The 18,508-nt window shown below is 69.2% G+C and carries 14 protein-coding genes; 3 read left to right on the top strand and 11 right to left on the bottom strand.

Features of this window, described 5'->3' with window-relative positions; genetic code table 11:
* Window positions 1-7: 7 nt before the first annotated feature.
* The 6 genes from ATL42_RS04275 to ATL42_RS04250 all read right to left on the bottom strand — a co-directional run bounded on the left by ATL42_RS04275 (window position 8) and on the right by ATL42_RS04250 (window position 10,769).
* Window positions 8-1,978, bottom strand: a complete 1,971-nt coding sequence (locus ATL42_RS04275; protein WP_098454290.1) for a right-handed parallel beta-helix repeat-containing protein — start codon at window positions 1,976-1,978, stop codon at window positions 8-10.
* Complete coding sequence (locus ATL42_RS04270) at window positions 1,975-2,982, bottom strand: Gfo/Idh/MocA family protein (protein ID WP_098454289.1); 1,008 nt, start codon at window positions 2,980-2,982, stop codon at window positions 1,975-1,977. The genes ATL42_RS04275 and ATL42_RS04270 overlap by 4 nt, the downstream gene beginning before the upstream one ends.
* The gene (locus ATL42_RS16655) at window positions 2,979-7,589 is read right to left on the bottom strand and encodes a glycoside hydrolase family 3 N-terminal domain-containing protein (RefSeq protein WP_098454288.1); all 4,611 of its coding nucleotides are present in this window, start codon (window positions 7,587-7,589) and stop codon (window positions 2,979-2,981) included. Before ATL42_RS16655 ends, ATL42_RS04270 begins: the two co-directional genes overlap by 4 nt.
* Before the next feature lie 75 nt (window positions 7,590-7,664).
* Complete coding sequence (locus ATL42_RS04260) at window positions 7,665-8,543, bottom strand: carbohydrate ABC transporter permease (RefSeq protein WP_098454287.1); 879 nt, start codon at window positions 8,541-8,543, stop codon at window positions 7,665-7,667.
* Window position 8,544: 1 nt separating this feature from the next.
* A complete protein-coding gene (locus ATL42_RS04255) occupies window positions 8,545-9,450 on the bottom strand; it encodes a carbohydrate ABC transporter permease (RefSeq protein WP_098454286.1) in 906 nt (301 codons plus the stop codon).
* Window positions 9,447-10,769, bottom strand: coding sequence for an ABC transporter substrate-binding protein (locus tag ATL42_RS04250; protein ID WP_098454285.1), 1,323 nt, complete (start codon window positions 10,767-10,769; stop codon window positions 9,447-9,449). Before ATL42_RS04250 ends, ATL42_RS04255 begins: the two co-directional genes overlap by 4 nt.
* Before the next feature lie 244 nt (window positions 10,770-11,013).
* Here ATL42_RS04250 and ATL42_RS04245 point away from each other — a divergent pair, with 244 nt between their 5' ends.
* The 3 genes from ATL42_RS04245 to ATL42_RS04235 all read left to right on the top strand — a co-directional run bounded on the left by ATL42_RS04245 (window position 11,014) and on the right by ATL42_RS04235 (window position 13,827).
* Window positions 11,014-12,033, top strand: a complete 1,020-nt coding sequence (locus ATL42_RS04245) for a LacI family DNA-binding transcriptional regulator (RefSeq protein ID WP_098454284.1) — start codon at window positions 11,014-11,016, stop codon at window positions 12,031-12,033.
* A gap of 85 nt (window positions 12,034-12,118) precedes the next feature.
* A complete protein-coding gene (locus ATL42_RS04240; RefSeq protein ID WP_211281778.1) occupies window positions 12,119-12,601 on the top strand; it encodes a MarR family winged helix-turn-helix transcriptional regulator in 483 nt (160 codons plus the stop codon).
* Window positions 12,598-13,827, top strand: a complete 1,230-nt coding sequence (locus ATL42_RS04235) for an MFS transporter (RefSeq protein ID WP_211281777.1) — start codon at window positions 12,598-12,600, stop codon at window positions 13,825-13,827. Before ATL42_RS04240 ends, ATL42_RS04235 begins: the two co-directional genes overlap by 4 nt.
* A gap of 42 nt (window positions 13,828-13,869) precedes the next feature.
* Here the strand turns inward: ATL42_RS04235 and ATL42_RS04230 are convergent, their stop codons facing one another.
* From ATL42_RS04230 to ATL42_RS04210, 5 genes are all read right to left on the bottom strand, one after another.
* A complete protein-coding gene (locus ATL42_RS04230; protein WP_245862099.1) occupies window positions 13,870-14,556 on the bottom strand; it encodes a DNA alkylation repair protein in 687 nt (228 codons plus the stop codon).
* Window positions 14,550-15,401 carry an LLM class F420-dependent oxidoreductase gene (locus tag ATL42_RS04225; RefSeq protein WP_098456320.1) on the bottom strand — a complete coding sequence of 284 codons (852 nt, stop codon included), beginning with the start codon at window positions 15,399-15,401 and terminating at the stop codon, window positions 14,550-14,552. The genes ATL42_RS04230 and ATL42_RS04225 overlap by 7 nt, the downstream gene beginning before the upstream one ends.
* Before the next feature lie 92 nt (window positions 15,402-15,493).
* Window positions 15,494-16,219 (bottom strand): FAD:protein FMN transferase, encoded by a 726-nt coding sequence (locus ATL42_RS04220; protein ID WP_098454283.1) that lies wholly within the window; start codon window positions 16,217-16,219, stop codon window positions 15,494-15,496.
* A 22-nt stretch (window positions 16,220-16,241) separates the two neighbouring features.
* The gene (locus tag ATL42_RS04215) at window positions 16,242-16,739 is read right to left on the bottom strand and encodes an FMN-binding protein (RefSeq protein ID WP_098454282.1); all 498 of its coding nucleotides are present in this window, start codon (window positions 16,737-16,739) and stop codon (window positions 16,242-16,244) included.
* Complete coding sequence (locus ATL42_RS04210; protein ID WP_245862098.1) at window positions 16,736-18,031, bottom strand: ferredoxin reductase family protein; 1,296 nt, start codon at window positions 18,029-18,031, stop codon at window positions 16,736-16,738. The genes ATL42_RS04215 and ATL42_RS04210 overlap by 4 nt, the downstream gene beginning before the upstream one ends.
* Between the last annotated feature and the right edge of the window lie 477 nt (window positions 18,032-18,508).

The raw sequence follows: 18,508 nt of genomic DNA, 5'->3' as shown, positions 1-18,508 counted from the left end.
GCTCCGCTCACCAGACGCGCGTCCGGGAGGCACCCGCTGCGAGCGCTCCGATCGGTCCTGTGGCGTAGTCCTGGCCGTGGACCTTGACCGTGCCCAGGAGGTCCGTGTCAGCGCGTACAGGTGTCCCGTCGCGCTCCTCGAAGTCTGCGTCGACGAACCGCACCCGTTCGAGGTCGTGGCCGGTGACGAGGGGGACGCGGAGCGAGTCGAACTTCTCGGGCAGCCGGGCGTCGAGGACGACGTGGTCGCCTTCGTCGACGAGGGTCACGTGGGTGGTCGACGTCAGGACGAGTGCGTCGTCTTCGCCGTCGTAGGGGGTCGCGCCGGGGGCGTAGGTGTTTGCACGGACGTAGACGGGTTGTCTCACGGTGGCGAAGCGTTCGTGGTCGCCGAGTGTCGGGTCGCCTGTGCGTGCGACGTACTCGGCGATCGAGGCGGGGTGACCGTCGTAGCCTGCGGTGCCGTAGGTGGCGACCTGGCCGGGGCGTCGGGTCGGGCCGTAGGCCTGGTCGGCGTCGTCGGCGAGGAAGATGTTGCCGATGTGGTGGTCGTCCCCGCCGAGGACGGCTGCGTAGCCGGCGACCTCTGTGCTGTGGGGGACGTGGTACGGGGTGGGGCGGTCGACCACCGGTTCGAGGGACACGGTGCCGCAGACGAGGTTGTTGACGAACGCGCCGCCCTGGCTGAAGATCTCGAGCGACGCCCGAGATCCGAAGATGTTGTGGTCGACGAGGTAGGGGCCGTGGCTGACCTCGATGAACAGGTCACGGCTGTTGGCGTAGAAGAGGTTGCGTGCGATGCGGGTGCCTTGGGTCTGCCAGTCGAGCCACGTGCCGAGGGTGCAGTCGTGGATGCGGTTGTGCCGGATGGTGACGTCGATGGCTGCGTGCAGCTTGATGCCGGCGATCTCATAGCCGTAGAACTCGCGCTTGGTCGCGATGTTGTAGATGTGGTTGTCCTCGATGGTCGAGAAGACGGCGCCGAGGTGCCCGACGATCCCGTTCTGGCCGCAGTCGAAGATGGTGTTGCGGCGCACCGTGTGGGAGCCGATGTGCTCAGCGTCCCAGCCGATCTGACGGGCGGAGAACACTGTCTCCAGCTGGTACTGGTAGCCGGGCTTGTCTCCGCGCTCGGTGGCGAGGTTGTGGCCTGTGGAGGCTTCCTTGCCCAGGGAGACTGCCGAGCACTTGGCGTCGTGGATGACGTTGTCTTCGATGATCCAGCCCTTGGCCCACCCTGGACCGACGAGGCCCGGCTGGTCGGCTGTCGGAGGCGCCCAGGGGCACGCGGCGTGGGCCAGCTCGAACCCTCGGACGGTGATGTAGTCCAGGTGGTGCTCGGTCGGGTAGAAGACGGACCGGCGGACGTTGATCTCGACGAGCTCGACGTTGGGGTCCGCGTCGTGGAAGGTGGCCCAGATCGTGGTCTCGTCCTCGCCGACCTGTGCGTGCCAGACGTACCGGGTCTGCTCGGGGTCGCGCACGACGTCCTGGGCGCCGGTCCAGTCGTCGGTCGCGCGTGTGCGCACCGGCGGGTTCGAGAGCTGGTCGAGCTCGCTCACCTCGTAGAAGCTCTTCCCGTCGAGGTAGACGTCACCCAGGTGCTTCTTCAGGGCGTCCGGGGTGGGGTGGACCATCCAGTCGCCGTCGATCTCGAGGGCGTAGGGGTTCCAGTCCCCGAACATCGTGTTCGGCAGGCGCACCGACCAGACCGTCGCCCCTGCACGGGTCCATCCGGTGATCCGTTCTGATCCCTTGATGGTGACGTGCTCTCCTGCGGCAGCCTGGTAGGTGATCCGGCGCTGGTCGGAGAGGCCTCCACGTCGGGGCACCACCCACTCCCGGTACACGCCCGCGTGGACGGTGACGGTGTCGCCGGGTCGGGCGACCTGGGCTGCGTGGTCGATGGTGCGGAAGGGGTCGGTCTGTGAACCTCGGGAGGTGTCGGAGCCGCTGGTCGCGACGTGGATCTCGTTCATGAGTCTGGACCCTTCGTGTGGGTGTGCGGGCCGCGGTCGCCGATGCCTGCCGTGGCATAGATCGCGTCGATGGCTCGCATGTTCGCGACGATGTCGTCGCCCTCGGTCAGGCTGGGTGCGTCGTCGCGCACCGCGGTGACGAACGCCTCGAGCTGGTAGTCGTAGGTCTCGTCCCCTGCGACGGTGAACGCGTGGTCTGCACCCGTCACGGACGTGATGTGCACGCTGTGCCCGAGGTGGGGGTGCAGCGGGTTCGTCAGGGTCGCGGTGCCGCGCTCCCCCGTGACGACCAGCCTCCCGGCGAACGTGTCGACCGTCATGCTGGCGGAGACCCGCCCGGTCGCACCGCTCGGGAAGGCCAGGGTCGCGTCGATGGTCTCGTCGGCGCCGAGCGGGTTGAGGGTGGCGCTGGCTGTGAGGACCGTCGGCTCGGCGCCGGTGAGCGACCTCAGCCAGTGCACGGGGTAGCACCCCAGGTCCATGAGAGCGCCTCCCCCGAGCGTCGGGTCGTGGCGGATCGAGTGCGCGTCGAAGGGAATCGGTGCGACGAGGGCGCCGTCGATCTGTGTGATCGTCCCGAGCCTGCCCGAGGCGACCATGTCGACCATGAGCGTCGTAGCGGGGTGGTAGCGGTCGTGGAACGCTTCGATCAGCCGGCGGCCGCTGCGCACGGCAGCCTCGACCATCGCTGTCGCCTCGGTCGCGCTGGTGGCCGCCGGCTTCTCGCAAAGCACGTGCTTTCCCGCCTCGAGCGCGCGGATCGACCAGCGTGCGTGCTCCGACGGCGGGAGCGCGATGTAGACGGCGTCGACGAGCGGGTCGGCGAGCAGCGCGTCATAGTCGGCGTGCACGACAGCGATCCCGTGACGAGCAGCGAGCTCGTGAGCAGCCTGGGGTCGCCGGGACGCGACGGCCACGACGTCGACGTCGGAGCGCCGCCTGGCGGGCCTGAGGAGCGCCGCTGGTGCGATGCCCGCTGCGCCCAGGATCCCGAACCTCATCATCGTGGCCGCCTCTGCCGTGTCGCGTCGTCGACCGGGGTGATCACGACTGGTGTCTCGAGCTGGCGGTCGGGTCCCACGACGCGGGTCGGTCCCGTCAGACGCACCGTGGTCCGCCAGGGCAGGTCGCCCGACGACGTACCGACGGACAGCTCGATGTCACCGGCCTCGACGATGCGCTGGAGGTCGACTGTCGGGTACGACGTCCGGTCGGCGTGCAGCCGGAAGGTCACGTCCGCAGCGGCCCCAGGCTCGAGCACGACCCGCGCGAACCCGACGAGCTGGAGCAACGGCCGCACCACCTGTGCGACCGGGTCCCGCAGGTACAGCTGGACGACCTCGGCTCCGGAGCGTCCACCGGTGTTGGTGACACGGACGGTCACCGACACCTCGCCGTCGGTGGCCATCTGCGTGGCGCTGACGCGATGGTCGTCCAGCACGAACCTCGTGTACGACGAGCCGTAGCCGAACGGGAACAGCGGGCTCGCGTCGATCGTCGAGACCCAGCTCCCCTCGCCGCCGCCGCCCAGCGGCGGCTGGAGGTACGACGCGACCTGTGCCGGGGTGCGCGGAATCTGGACCGGGAGATGCCCGCTCGGGTTGATCCGACCGGTCATGACCCCGGCGACGGCCGCTGCCCCTTCGGCTCCTGGCATAAAGGCCTGCACCAGGCCCGCAGCCCTCCCGTGCACGTCACCGAGCGCGTACGGGCGGCCCGAGACGACCACGACCACCACCGGTGTCCCCGTGCGCAGCAGTGCCTCGACGAGCTCCGCCTGGACGCCCGGCAGCCGCAGGTCGCTCGCGTCGCACCCCTCGCCCGAGGATCCCTTGCCGAACATGCCGGCCCGGTCCCCCACGAGTGCGATGCACACGTCCGCGTCCTGTGCTGCGGCCACCGCGTCGGCGATGGCGCTACGGTCCTCGCCCATGACCTGGCACCCCTGTGCGTGCACGACCTCGGCGCCGTCGAGCTCGGCGCGCAGCGCCGCGAGAGGTGTGGGCACGTCGATGCCCAGCGCAAGCTCGGGATAGCGGGGCAGCACATGGTTGGGGAAGGCATAGCAGCCGAGCAGCGTGCTCGCCTCGTCCGCGCACGGTCCGACCACCGCGACTCGACGCGGAGGCGTCCGGCCGTCGCCGAGCAGCGGCAGGGCCGTCCCTGCATCGAGCAGGACGACCGACTCCTCGGCCACCCGGCGTGCGACGTCCCGGTTGGCTGCCGAGTCCAGGTCGACCTGCCCCGCGGTAGCCACGGCCGCTTCCGGCGTCCAGCCCTCGTCGAGCAGACCGAGCTCGATCTTCTGGCGCACGACGCGGCGCACCGCCCGGTCGACGAGGTGCTCCGGCGTCAGCCCGCGCGTGACACGGTCGACCAGGAGGTCACCGAAGCACGCCGTGTCGGGCAGCTCGACGTCCAGGCCCGCAGCGAGCGCCTGAGCGCCGGCCTCAGCGGGGGTGGCCGCCGTCTGGTGCGCTGTCTCGAGCATCGGGATCGCGCCGTAGTCCGCGACCACCGTCCCGGTGAAGCCCCACTGCTCGCGCAGCACGTCCGTGAGCAGCCACGAGCTGGCTACGCACGGGACCCCGTCGACGTCGGTGTAGCTGTTCATCACCGAACGGGCCCCGCCGAGCACGATCGCTGCCTCGAAGGACGGCAGGATCACGTCGACGAGCTCGCGACGTCCCATCGACACCGGTCCGTGGTTGCGGGCTCCTCGGGAGGCCGAGTACCCGGCGAAGTGCTTGAGCGTGGCCACGAGCCCCGACGACTGCAAGCCCCGGACGTAGGCGGTCCCGACCATGGAGACCAGGTAGGGGTCCTCGCTGATGCACTCCTCGACCCGCCCCCACCGGTAGTCGCGCACGACGTCCAGCACGGGTGCCAGGGCCTGGTTGACGCCGAGCGCGGTCATGTCCGCGCCGATGGCGGCCGCCATCTCGCGCACCAGGTCCGGGTCGAAGGTCGCCCCCCACGCCAGAGACGTCGGGTAGACGGTCGCGCCGTAGGCGGTGAAGCCGGTGAGGCACTCCTCGTGCACCACCGCCGGGATGCCCAGCCGTGAGCCGTCGACCACGACGTGCTGGCGCCGCACCAGCTCGGCTGCCCCCTCGGCCGGTGTGATCGGGTAGCTGCCGTAGACGCGGGTGAGCTGGCCCAGCCCGTTGCGGCTCGCTGCCTCGAGGCTGTGGCCGCCGTCGGCCTCTGTCATCGCCGTCACCGGGGCGACGTGGTGCTCGCTCGTCTCCGCGCTGTTCTCCTCGCCCCACTGGTGGTCGAAGACCCAGTGGCTGCCGAGCTGGGCGACCTTCTCTTCCACGGTCATGGCCGCCAGGAGCGCCTCGACGCGCTCGTCGACAGGCAGGGAAGCGTCGTGCCAGGGGCGGAGGCCTGGAACGGTGCCGGTATCCGCGGCGTCGTGGTCCGCGGCGGTGGACGCGGCTCCCGGGGCACCCACCGTGAGCCGGACCGCGTGCGGGTCGCCGTGGTGCGACCCGACCTCGAGCGTGATCTCGCTCTCGACGGACATCCAGGCTCGCGCGTCGATGTCCCAGCGCATGGTCGGGCTCAGGCTCACGGGCACCGAGACGGTCGCGCGGCCGTGCGCCGGCACGTCGACCCTCCCGAACCCGAGGAGCTGACGACGAGGTCTGGTCGGGTCCGTCTCCCGGGGCCCGCCGTAGACCTGCACGACATGGGAACCGTCCCGGCCGCCCGCGTTCTCGACGGTCACCTCGACCCGCAGGTCCGGCGTCACGGACTCGACGGTCGCGGCGACGATCGAGTACTGCCCGTACCCGAGGCCGTAGCCGAACGGGTAGCGCGGCGTGGTCCCGTCGCGGTCCATGAGGCGGTACCCGTACCAGTGGTCGTACTCCACAGCCACGGCGTCCGGGTCGAACCCGGGCAGCTGGGACTCGCTCTGCGGGACGACGAACGGCAACCGACCGGCCGGCTCCACCACACCGAGCAGGATGTCGGCCAGCGCGTGCCCGCCCTCCATGCCGGAGTACCACCCGTACACGATCGCCGCGGGCAGGTCGTGCCACGGTTCGACGACGACGGCGCTGCCTGCCACGATCACCACGACGGTGCGCGGGTTCGCCGCGCACGCCGTGCGGACGAGCTCCTCCTGCTCGGGCGCGAGCCGGAGGGAACGGCGGTCACCGCCGCTGCCGGAGCCGAACTCTCCTGCGTTGCCTTCCTGCGCCAGCGCGAGCTCCCGGACCAGGGCCGGGTCTCCCCCGTCAGGGAACACCGTGGAGACCAGGTCGGGGTTGTCGTCGTCGATGTACTCGCCCTCGTCGGCTGCCGTGTACCCGACCACGACGACGACCGTCTGAGCCGCGCGGGCGGTGCGTCGTGCACGGTCGAGGTCGCTGCCGTCGTCGATCGTCACTGCACCCGCCCCGAGCGCCGCCACCATCCCTTCGGCGACGCTCACCACGTGCGGGGACCGGACGCTGGACGATCCTCGGTCGCCGGTGTTGTCCATCGTGGACAGGGCACCCAGCACCGCGACGTCACCGAGCTCCGCCACAGAGCGCGGCAAGAACGGGCGACCGTCGACGGTCGCGTTGTGCACCAGGACCGCGGACCGCCCGGCGGCATACCGGGCGAGGGCACGATGCTCCGGGCTCGCCATGACCGACACGTCAGGTACCGGGCTCGTGACCGCGGCGGCGAACCGGAGCTGCATCCGCAGGATCCGCGTCCCGGCCCGGTGCACGTCCGCGAGCGCGAGCCGTCCGTCCGCGAGCGCGTCCTCGAGCGTGCTGGCGCGCTGCTGGCGGAACGGCATCTCGATGTCGAGCCCTGCGGCGACGGAGCCGACGGGATCGCGCAGGCCGTAGACGAAGTCGGAGACGACGAGGCCTTCGAAGCCCCACTCCTGGCGGAGGATCCCGGTGAGGAGCTCGTGGTTGTCGCCGGCGATGACGCCGTTCACCGCGTTGTACGAGCTCATGACCGCGGCGACGCCGGACTCGACGACCTGGCGGAAGTGCGGGAGGTAGATCTCGCGCAGGGCGTCGTCGGCGACGTTCACGTCGACGGTGAAGCGTGCGTTCTCCATGGAGTTGAGGGCGAAGTGCTTGACGCATGCCATGACGTTCTCTTGGGCGCCTCGTGCGAGGGCTTCGCCCATGGCGCCGAGCAGGACGGAGTCTTCGCCGTAGGTCTCTTGGGCGCGGCCCCAGGCGGGGTGGCGCAGGAGGTTGATGCAGACGCCGGCGAAGAAGTTGGCTCCTTGTGAGCGTGCTTCGGCGCCGATGGCGCGCCCGATGCGGAGCTCGAGCTCTGGGTCCCAGCTCGCGCCTCGGGCCATGGCGACGGGGAAGGTGGTGCCGTGGCCGACGACGCAGCCGCGGGGTCCGTCGGCGAAGCGGATGCCGGGGATGCCGAGCCGGTCGATCTGCCCGGCGACGAGGGGTTCGGTGTTGTAGCCGTCGACGTAGAAGTCGAGCATCCCGCGCCAGAACTCTTTGTCTCCGTCGAGGAGTGCGAGCTTCTCGTGTGCGGTGAGCTGCTCGAGGAGCTCGGTGGCTGCCTCGTGGTCGTCACGTCCAGCGCGTACGGCGAGGACGGCGTGGTCGAATGCCGTGGTCATGACGGTCCAATCGGGGGTAGAGGCAGTGGTGAGCGTTGTCGAGGGGCACGCCAGGGTGCACGAGCCGGCGGGCGACTATTTGCCGAAGCCTGCTGTCATCCCTGCGAGCAGCTGGCGGCGGCCCAGGATGTAGAGGGCGATGACCGGCAGGCTCGAGAGGACCACCGCGGCGATGATCGCGGGGACGTTGATGGTGAACATCCCTTGGTAGGACGTAAGGGCGAGCGGCAGGACACGTGTCTCTGGGCTCTGGGTGAGGACGAGGGGAAAGAGGAAGCCGTTCCAGATGTTGAGCCCGCTGTAGATGGCGACGGTGACGATCGCTGGTCTGGAGAGCGGGATGGCGAGCTTGACCATCACCTCCCACTCGGAGGCCCCGTCGATGCGCATCGCCTCGTAGAGCTGGACGGGGATGTCCCGCAGGAAGTTCACGAGGATGAGGACGGTGATCGGCAGAGCGAACGCGACCGACGGCAGGATGATCGCGAGCAGGTTGTCGTAGAGGCCGGCTTTGACGATCATCAGGTAGATGGGGATGATCGTCGCCTGCAGCGGGATCGCCAGGCCGAGGAGCATGACGTTGAACATCGTCCGGGTCTTCTTGTTGGGCGAGCGCGCGACGGTGTACGCGCACAGGTAGCCGGACGCGACGACGAGGACGACGGCGGAGATGGTCACGATGAACGAGTTGGACAGGTAGCGTCCGAAGTCGTTCGCCAGGACCGTGCGGTAGTTGTCGAGCGTCGGGTCTGTCGGGAAGGCCAGCGGGCTCTCGCCGAAGAAGCCTTGCTGGGTGCGCAGGCTCGTGATGAGGATCCAGTAGAGCGGCACCGAGACGATCAGCAGCCAGACGAAGGCTGCGGCCCCGCCGAGGACGTTCGGTCGTGCTGCGGTGGTGGGCCGGGACCGGATGATCTTCGCCGGTCCGTGTCCGTGAGCTGTGTGTGCGGTCATGTCACGCCTCCCCGTCCAGCTGGCTTTCCATCTTGGAGAATCCCGAGGCCTTGGAGATGGTGAGCGAGAGCACCATGCCGAGGACGACGAGGACGACCGCGATGGCGCTGGCGAGACCCATCTTGTTGGCGACGAATCCGGTCAGGTACATGTCGAGCGGCAGTATTCGTGTGGCATCGCCGGGTCCGCCTTGGGTGAGGATGAAGATGACGTCGAAGTAGGTGAGCGCTCCGACGAGGATGAGCGTCGAGGACGTCACGATCGTGTAGCGCAGCTGCGGCAGCGTGATGCTGCGGAACTGACGTGCACGGCCTGCTCCGTCGATCGCCGCGGCCTCGTACAGGGTCTGCGGGATCTGTCGTGCGCCGCCCTGGTAGAGCAGCGTGTGGAAGGGAACGAACTGCCACGCGATGATGAACGCGACGACGTAGAAGGTCAGGGAGGGGTCGCCGAGCCAGTTCTGGTTCAGCCACCCGAGGCCGCCGCCGGAGAAGACGCCGAAGTTCGGGTCGAGCAGGTTCCGGTAGGCGATCGCGATGGACGCTGAGGACAAGAGCAGCGGCACGAAGTAGACGACTGCGAGGATCTCGCGGTACCGCTGGCGTCCGGCCAGGAAGACGCCGAGCAGGAGCGAGATCGGTGTCTGGACGAGCCACGTCAGGACCATGAGCTGGATCGTGAGCATGAGCGAGTGCGCCGTGGAGCTGTCGGTGAGCAGGGTGCGCCAGTTCTCCAGGCCTACCCACTCAGGAGAGCCGAGCCCGCTCCACTGCGTGAAGCTCAGGTAGAGGGCTACGCCGAGCGGCAGGATCGCGAAGACCGCGAAGAACGCCATCGCGGGAATTCCCAGGAGGGCCGAGGGGCCGAAGCTGGTCGCTCCGGCCCCTCGGGTGCGGGTCGTGGTCATCCCTCCTGCGCCACCGTGTTCATGGCGTCAGAGAACTCCTGGGGGGTGCTCTGGAAGAGGAAGACCTTCTCCAGGTTGGTCAGGAGCGCTTCTGCCTGGTTCGCGTCGAGCGCCTGGTCCCACGACAGCTGGAAGCTGCCGGCGGCCTGGGCTGTCGTGTAGACGAACGCGTTCCACTCGGGAGCCGACGACGCGGCGATCTTGTCGTCGAAGCCGGAGATCGGGGGAACTGCGCCTGTCGCCATGAGCTCGTCGACGTACGTGTCGTCGAACACTCCGTTGAGCAGCCAGTCCGTGGCGTTCGCCGTGCCCGCCTCCGAGGCTCCTTCGGAGATCGAGAAGTAGCTCGACAGGTTGCCGGTCACGTTGGCCGGGTCGCCGGCGCCGCCCTCGACGGTGGGGAACGTCGTCCAGCCGAGGCTGCCGCTCTCCACGAAGTCTGGTGCCGCGGTGAGGTAGGTCCCGGAGTAGGCCCACGCGCCCTGCAGCTGCATCGCGGCCTTGCCGGTGTAGACGAGCGCCTCGGCGGCGCCCTGGTTGGCGTCGACGGAGGAGAACCCGTCGACGAAGCCGCCCGCTGTCACGAGCTCTTGGATCATGGTGTTCGCCTCGATGACGGCGGGGTCGAGCCAGGCGTCTTCCTCACCGTCGACGATGCTCTGGAAGACCTCTGGTCCGCCGATCCGGTCGGTCAGGTAGGCGATCCACATCAGGTAGGGCCACTTGCTCGCGCCACCGACGGAGAAGGGGGCGACACCGGCGTCGTTGAGCTCGCCGACCGCGGTGAGCAGGTCGTCCCACGTGGCGGGGACCTCCACGCCTGCCTGCTCGAACACGTCCTTGTTGTAGTAGATGACGACAGGCTGCACACCGTTGTAGGGCGTGCCGTAGATCTCGCCGTCGACGGTGCCGCCAGCGAGGACCGACGGGAAGATCCGGTCCAGCAGGTCGGGCGCGGCGTCGAACGCGCTCTGCAGCGAGGTGACCTCGCCGGCGTCTACGTAGGTCTTCAGACCGCCACCGCCCCAGCCGGAGAAGACTGTCGGGCCCTGGCCTGCACTGATGGCGGTGCGCAGCTTCGTCTTGTACGGGTCGTTCTCGAAGATCTGGACGTCGATCTGACCGTCAGGGTGGTCGGCGTTCCACCGTGTCGCGGACGCCTCGAGCACGTCGTCCGTCCCGGCTGTCGTCCACACGGTCGTCGTGTCGGGGCTCGTGGCAGCCTCGTCCGAGCTGTCAGACGAGCTGCACCCCGCCACCAGCAGCATCGCTCCGACGGCCACACCGGCGCTCATCGTCCGGATCACGTTCTTGTCCATGCTCGCTTCTCCTCACATCCTTGTGGGACCCGCCCATCGCCGCCGATCATTCGCAATATAGCGAGATAATCGGTTCAACATTGCGCAAGTTTTCGCTTACTGTACGATGGCTGAAAGCACCTCGTCAAGGAGTGCCACCACATCGGGAGACACGTTCCCGCTCGACCACCAGGCATCGAGCAACGACGGGCGACCGAGAACTCGACCGAGAAGTACCGCACCGATCACGTCCAGGGGAGCACGGATGCCAGCAGCACAGAGCACGAGACGAGCGACGCTCAGCGACGTCGCACGCGCAGCGGGAGTGTCCGTGCCGACCGTCTCCAAGGTGGTCAAAGGTCGCACCGACGTCGCCCCCAAGACTCGCGCCCGGATCCTCGCCCTGCTCGACGAGCACGGCTACTCGCCTCGCGGAACGGCTCCCCGCGACCTCCCGCGCGTCATCGAGCTGTGCTTCGACTCCATGGAGTCGACCAACAACCTCGCGACGATGCGCGGGGTGCTCAAGGCGGCCGAGCCGTTGGACGTCGATGTCATCGTGAAGATCACCCCACGGGAGATCGACGGAGCCACGTGGGTGGCCCGCGTCACCGACACCCAGCACTCAGGCATCATCCTGGTCACCTCACAGCTCCCCGAGGACCAGCGCGAGCAGTTCTCCCGAGCAGGAGTGCCGATCGTCGTCATCGACCCGATCAACTCCCCAGCGGACGCGCTGCCGTCCGTCGGTGTCAACAACTTCACGGGCGGGTACCTCGCCACCAAGCACCTGATCGACCTCGGGCACACCCGGATCGCGATCATCCAGGGCACGGCGAGCGAGTGCTCGCACGCCCGGCTGGCCGGCTACCACGCCGCCATCCGCGAGGCCGACATCACGCCCGTCGACGAGTACGAAGAGCACGGAGCCTTCCGGTTCCAGGACGGCGAGCGGGCGGCAGAACGACTCTTCGACCTGCCCCAGCCGCCCACCGCGATCTTCGCGGCGAACGACCTCGAAGCGCTCGGCGTGTTCGAGGCAGCCCGAAAGCGGGGCATCCCCATCCCCCACGAGCTGTCGGTCGTCGGATTCGACGACTCGCTCCAGGCCGCCTCCGCATCGCCGAGACTGACCACCGTGAGGCAACCGTTCGCCGAGATCGGCTCGACCGCGCTCCAGGTCCTCCTGCAGCTCGCCGAAGGCACCCCGCTCGCCACACAGCGGCTCGAGCTCACGACCCACCTCATCGTGCGCGAGTCGACGACCACGCCGCCCGCCCCGTAGGCCCCTCACCCGCAGCCGCTCCGGTGCGGAGCGGAGCGGACACGCCACAGCGGACTCGATATAACAGCACTGTTACAGTCGTGCCGTGACAGACGACCCGACACGCACCCCAGGACGGTGGGACGCTCTCTTCGCCCACCTCACCGAGATGAACTCCCAGATCGAGGCGCTCTACGCACGCCACGGAGCCGACGGCATCCGGCCCCGCTTCGTGCGCCCCCTCGTCCGGCTGGCGCACGACGGGCCGATGACGATCTCCGACCTCGCTCGCTCGCTCGCAGCGACGCACTCCGCAACGAGCCAGACTGTGACCGCCATGAAGAAGGCCGACCTCGTCGCAGCGGAGCCCGGGCCTGACGCACGGACCCAGGTGGTGGCGCTCACGGAACGCGCCACGGCCCTCGTCCCGCTCCTCGAGGCCGAGTGGCGAGCGACCGACGCCGTCGTGGCGCGTCTCGACGACGAGCTCGACGGCGCCGTGACACATCTGACCGAGGGCCTGACCCGCAGGTTCGATCACCGCACCATGGCCGAGAGGCTCGACGACGCGATACGACGCCAGCCGTGAGCCTGCGCGGACACCTCACCGACGTCCGTCCCCTGCGGACCTCGCAGGCCTTCCGCGAGATCTGGGCCACGTCGCTCGTGACGAGCCTGGCGGGGCAGATCGCGGCGCTCGCCGCGCTGTCACAGATCTGGGACCTCACCGAGAGCCCGGTGTGGACCGGCGCCATCGGTCTGGCTCAAGGCGTGCCCACCCTCGGCCTCGCTCTCGTCGGCGGCAGCCTCGCGGACCGGTACGACCGCCGCACGATCGTGCAGCTGAGCACTCTGGCGCAGGCCGTCGCTGCCCTGGGGCTCGCAGCCCAGGCGGCGTCGAGCAGCACGTCGCCGTGGCCGGTCCTCGCGCTGCTCTCGGCGAGCGCCGGCGCCGGGGCGCTCGGCGCACCTGCTCGGCGCACCCTCCCGGTCCGGCTGCTCCCCCGCGACGAGGTGCTGGCTGGTCTCGCGCTGCAGAACATCGCCTTTCAGGCGTCGATGCTCATCGGGCCCGCGGTCGGCGGCCTGGTAGTCGCAGCGTCCTTGCCTGCGGCGTACGCCACTCAGGTCATCATGCTGACGGTGGCGTTCGTCGCGGCGTCTCGTCTCCCGCGTCTGCCACCCGAGAGGACCTCCGGCCCGGGGCTTCGCCGCGGCGGGTGGTCGTTTCCCTGGCGCCAGCCGGTCCTGCGTGGCGCGTTGCTCACCGATCTGGCGACGACGACGCTCTCGATGCCGGTGGCGATCTTTCCGATGCTCAACGCTGTGCGCTTCGACGGCGACCCACGCACCCTCGGTCTGTTTCTCTCGGCGATCGCCCTGGGTGGCATCGCTGCGGGCCTCGTGTCTGGCGTGGTGACACGGATGCGTCGCCCGGGACTGGTGCAGCTCGTGTGCGCCGTCGTCTGGGGGTGCGCCCTCGCGGGATGTGGCCTGTCCACGTCGTTGGTCGTGGCACTGGGTCTCCTCGTCTGCGCGGGGGCGGCGGACACCGTAGGCGTCGTCGCTCGCGGTGGGTTGGTCCAGCTCGTGACGCCCGACGAGATGCGTGGCCGGGTCTCGGCAGTCGACCATGCTGTCGGCGTCGCAGGTCCGGAGATCGGGAACATGCGCGGCGGTCTGCTCGCCGCGGTCGTGGGGGCTCCCGCGGCCATCGTCGTCGGTGGGCTCGGTGCCGCTGTGGCGGCCGTCAGCATCGGTCTCACGCACCGGCGGACGATCACTTATGTCACCGACACCCGCGTCGGTACATAGGCGGAGCGCGTCGAGCAGGACGCGTCTTCCCGCACAGCGCGCCTACCGGCTCGTCTGGCGGCGGACCATCTCGGTGATCCAGATCGGGGCGTACGGGGACGTGCAGCCGCGCGGGGTGGGGTAGTCCTTCAGGACGCCGAGACGCTGGCCGATGCTCATCGCCCGCGCACGGTGCCCGGGGTGGTGGATGCCGATGGTGGCGAGGCACTCGTTCATGGCCCACTGCAGACGTTCGGGAGCATCGTTCATCTGGTCCTCGACGAGATCGAGGAGAGCGGACAGGTCGAGCCCGTCCGGTGCTCGGACCACGCGGTCGCTCGTCAGCGCCCACCCGGCCGCCGCGACGAAGGGGTCGTGGTCGTCGAACCATGTGGTGCGGAGCTCCTCGACGTGCGCGCTCTTCTTGACGACGTAGCTGAGGAGCCAGGCGTGGACCTTGGGGACGCGGGCCTCGCGGAACATGCCGTCGAGCTCGATCGCGCTGAACGTCGTGGGGCGACAGACGAGCAGCGCGACGAGCCGGGCTGCGGTGTCGCCTGTCTCCCACAGCTCGCCAGCGAGCTCGGGCTGCGCTCTGAGTCGCTTGGCGACCGCGCGCAGCTGGGCGAGGTTGACCCCGTGGTCGTCTCCGTGGCGAGTGTTGACCGCCCGGACCTTCGGGTCCTCGAGCGCAGCCAGCTCGGCTGTCACGTCACGGACCGTCGTCGGACCGCCGGCAGGAGTCACCACGCCAGGGGCCCCTGCGCGTTCCGCTCGTCGCGCCAGGCCAACCAGTCGGCGACGTGCGAGACGTCGTAGTCCGGACCGGTGATCCCGATGGTGAAGAGCGTCGCCCCCAGCGCGTGGTGCTCCTCGACCTCGGCGACGCTGCGGCTGCCGATCTCGGTGGAGACCTCGATCTCCGCGACGTCGCGGCCTACCGTGCGCGCGTGCTCGGCGAGGATCCCGAGCTTGCGCTCGAGCGTGGCCGCGTCGCTGAAGCTGTGCCAGATGTCGGCATGCTGCGCGACGATCCGGAGCGTCTTCTTCTCCCCTCCTCCGCCGATGAGGACCGGAATCTTGCGCGTAGGTGCCGGGTTGAGGTGTGTCCACCGGTCTTCGATGACCGGCATGTCCACGGCAAGCGCGTCGAGCCGGCTGCCCACGGTGCCGAACTCGTACCCGTACTCGTCGTAGTCGCGCTCGAACCACCCGGATCCGGTCCCGAAGATGAAACGACCGGTGCCGCCCTTGGCGCTGATGTGGTCGATGGTGCGGGCCATGTCTGCCTGGAGGTTGGCGTTGCGGTAGCTGTTGCAGTTGACCAGCGCACCGAGCTCGACGCGAGCGGTCTGCTCCGCGAGTGCGGCAAGCATGGTCCAGGACTCGAAGTGGAGCCCGTCGGGTGCACCGCTCAGAGGGAAGAAGTGGTCCCAGTTGAACAGGACGTCGACGCCAAGATCTTCCAGAGCCGCTGCCGTCTCGCGGATCGTCTCGTAAGAAGCGTGCTGCGGGGCGATCTGGACGCCGATGCGCACCGGCCGGGTACGGACCTTTGCCGGACCGGTCGCTGGGAGAACGTGTTCGGTGGGCATGGCGTCTCCGATGAGAGGTGGGGACTGCCCACGGTACGACGGGAGCGAGGCGCGTGCATCCACCTGGTCGAGGACGACTCGCGGCTCGGTGCCTACTGGCCCTCGGCCGCGGTGACGATCCGCCCGTCGGGCAGGACGGCGAACGCCTGACGCGCCCCCTGCTCGACCGCCCACCCGAGGGACTGCGGACCGAGGACGAGGACGCACGTCGCCAGGACGTCCGCCGTGGTGAGATCGCCGGCGACGACCGTCGCAGCCACGAGCGGCAACGACCTCTCCCCCGTCCGGCCGTCCCACACGTGCGCACCCCGCTCGTAGGTGCCCGACGTCGCGACCGCCCCGTCACGCTGCTCGACGACCGCGAGCATCCGCCGCGGATCCCACGGATCACGCACACCCGTGCGCCACCCACGCCCCGGCTCTGGCTCACCCCCGGTCACGACGTCGCCACCCGCATTGAGGCAGAAGCTCGTCACCCCGTGCTCCCGCAACGTCTCAGCTGCACGCTGCGCCGCCCACCCCTTGACGACCCCGTTCGTGTCGAGCGAACCATCCGGAGCCCGGACGCTGAAAGCGCCCCCGCTCGCAACCCTCGCCCGCTCCCCGATCGCAAGAATCTCGACCAGGTCAGCCGACGCAACCGTCTCAGACCGCGCAAACCGACACAGCTCGCTGTCGACGCGGAACGGGCTGAAGCGAATGTCGGCCGACCGCAGAACAGCAAAAGCCGCCTCCACCGCAGCTGCTGCCGCTGCTTCTCCTTCTGCCTCGCAGCCAGCACGCCCTGCACGCACGTCGATCGACATGGGGATACCCATGACTTCTTCCGTCCGGCGCACCTCAGCTCATCTGGTCGATAGCCGCCTGGACGGACTCGCAGTACGCCTTGGACGTGTAGGACGCGCCCGAGACCGCGTCGATCTCCGCCGACTGCGCATCGATCACCTCTTGGGCCAGCATGGGCATGACGCGTTCAGAGGTCTGTGCGCTCGGCACGCGCGCGTACGGCGACTGGAGCTCTTGGACATCGACGATCTGGGCTCCGTCGAACGTCACGGACACCTGGACAGGGCCGTACCGCGTCTGGACGAGCGATCCGGCGACCGTGACCGCGCCCGACGTGGCCGCTCCGTCGGCCGGTGCGCTGACCTCCGACGGGTTCGCCTCCGTCGACGAGTCTGTCGACGCCGACACGGCCGAGGACGTGTCCTCGGACATGCTTGTCGGCGCAGCCTCCTCAGACTCTTCCACGAGGCCGAAGCGGGCGACGACCAGAGCCCCGAGCGCCGCGATCGACCCGGTGAAGATGAGCGTTCCCCGCCAGCTCGATCCGCTCATGACATGCTCAGCTCTTCGTAATGGATGGCGTTGCGGGGGACGCCGAGGCTCCGCAGCGAGATCACCACAGCCTCCATGAGGCTCTCCGACGCACAGACGAAGACATCACGTTCCGCGACGTCGGGGACGAGGCTCAAGATGCTGTGGGGCGCGAGCGGGTCGTACCCGAGCTCGGCGCGCCGCCCAGGCAGAGGCTCGTAGCGCAGGTTCTCGACGTCCATGAGCTCGCTGCTCAGCGCCAGACCGTCTGCGGTCTGCGAGCGGTGCAGCACGACGACGTCTTGACCCCGGCGCAAAAGGTCCTCAGAGATCGACCGGATCGGTCCGATACCGGCTCCGCCCGCGATGAGCAGCGCGCCGGAGGACGTCGACCGTTCGGCGGTAAACCTGCCGAAGGGACCTTCGACGAGAACCCGTGTGCCCGGCTTGATGTGTGCGGTCGCGGACGAGTGGTCGCCGAGAGCAGCAATGGTCACCCGCAGCATGTTGGAGGTCGGGACCGTCGAGAGCGAGTAGGGGTGAGAGGTCCACCGGTGGCCGCGGGTGAGGAACCGGACGAGGACGAACTGGCCCCCCTGCGCCGAGAGACGCTCGAGCCCGGCACCCCGCATCCACACGCTCACCATCCCCGCACCTTCCGGGACCACCTGCTCCACCCGGAACGTCGTCTGCTGGTGCCTGACCAGAGGGAGCACCACCCGCCACATGAGCAGCGACGATGCCGTGCCCACGTAGAGGGCGATCCAGACGACCTGGGCGAGAAGCGAGCCGACGAAGTGGGTGCCAGCAGTGATCTGGTGCGCAAAGGTGAGGAAGATCCCGACGTAGATGGAGAGGTGGAGCATGAACCAGACCTCGTAGGACAGGTGCTTTCGCGCCAGCCGCGCGCTCGACGTCCCGACGACGAGGAAGATCGCCGTCCCGACGAGGGCCGAGACCATGTCGGGGATCGTCGCGAGGGTCATGAGCACCTCTGACCACAGCGTGAGGCGGTCGATCATCGCTCCCCCGACGATCATGAGCAGCACATGGGTCACGACGAGGAGCACGACCGCGGTCCCGAGCGAACGGTGCCACCCGACCAGGCGGTCCATCCCGACGGCACGCTCGAACCACGGCACCCGTCCGATGAGCAGCAGCTGCAAGCACACGAAGTACGACCCCAGCAGGCCTGCGAGCTCACCGAAGCACATCAGCACCACACCGGGGGTCGCCCCGAGGCTGATGGGTGTGCCGACCCACCAGAAGGCGAGCACGGCGACCGCCCCACCGAAGAGGAGCGTGTGCACCACCGCACGACCCTGGGAACGCTGTCGACGCGTCGACCGCTCCGCTCGACGGGTGGTCGGCGCCGGCTCAGCCAGACGAGTAGTCCGAGCGGGCTCGACCTGACGCGGAGCCTCCACCGGCTCAGCCAGACGAGAAGTCCGAGCAGGCTCAACCCGACGCGGAGCCTCCACCGGCTCAGCCAGACGAGAAGTCCGAGCAGGCTCAACCCGACGCGGAGCCTCCACCGGCTCAGCCAGACGAGAAGTCCGAGCAGGCTCAACCCGACGCGGAGCCTCCACCGGCTCAGCCAGACGAGAAGTCCGAGCAGGCTCAACCCGACGCGGAGCCTCCGTGGGCTCGGCACGACGGGTAGACCTGGTGGGCTCAACCCGACGCGGAGCCTCGGTCGGCTCGGCACGACGGGTAGACCTGGTGGGCTCAACCCGACGCGGAGCCTCGGTCGGCTCGGCACGACGGGTAGACCTGGTGGGCTCAACCCG

This window comes from Sanguibacter antarcticus (assembly GCF_002564005.1).
Classification (GTDB): domain Bacteria; phylum Actinomycetota; class Actinomycetes; order Actinomycetales; family Cellulomonadaceae; genus Sanguibacter; species Sanguibacter antarcticus.
This window is presented reverse-complemented; position numbering and strand designations above follow the sequence as displayed.

Excerpts from the sequence above, each read along its gene's own strand:
- ATL42_RS16655 (WP_098454288.1), bottom strand. The coding sequence starts at position 7,589 with ATGACCACGGCATTCGACCACGCCGTCCTCGCCGTACGCGCTGGACGT.
- ATL42_RS04250 (WP_098454285.1), bottom strand. The coding sequence starts at position 10,769 with ATGGACAAGAACGTGATCCGGACGATGAGCGCCGGTGTGGCCGTCGGA.
- ATL42_RS04245 (WP_098454284.1), top strand. The coding sequence starts at position 11,014 with ATGCCAGCAGCACAGAGCACGAGACGAGCGACGCTCAGCGACGTCGCA.
- ATL42_RS04220 (WP_098454283.1), bottom strand. The coding sequence starts at position 16,219 with ATGGGTATCCCCATGTCGATCGACGTGCGTGCAGGGCGTGCTGGCTGC.
- ATL42_RS04260 (WP_098454287.1), bottom strand. The coding sequence starts at position 8,543 with ATGACCGCACACACAGCTCACGGACACGGACCGGCGAAGATCATCCGG.
- ATL42_RS04215 (WP_098454282.1), bottom strand. The coding sequence starts at position 16,739 with ATGAGCGGATCGAGCTGGCGGGGAACGCTCATCTTCACCGGGTCGATC.
- ATL42_RS04255 (WP_098454286.1), bottom strand. The coding sequence starts at position 9,450 with ATGACCACGACCCGCACCCGAGGGGCCGGAGCGACCAGCTTCGGCCCC.
- ATL42_RS04270 (WP_098454289.1), bottom strand. The coding sequence starts at position 2,982 with ATGATGAGGTTCGGGATCCTGGGCGCAGCGGGCATCGCACCAGCGGCG.
- ATL42_RS04225 (WP_098456320.1), bottom strand. The coding sequence starts at position 15,401 with ATGCCCACCGAACACGTTCTCCCAGCGACCGGTCCGGCAAAGGTCCGT.
- ATL42_RS04275 (WP_098454290.1), bottom strand. The coding sequence starts at position 1,978 with ATGAACGAGATCCACGTCGCGACCAGCGGCTCCGACACCTCCCGAGGT.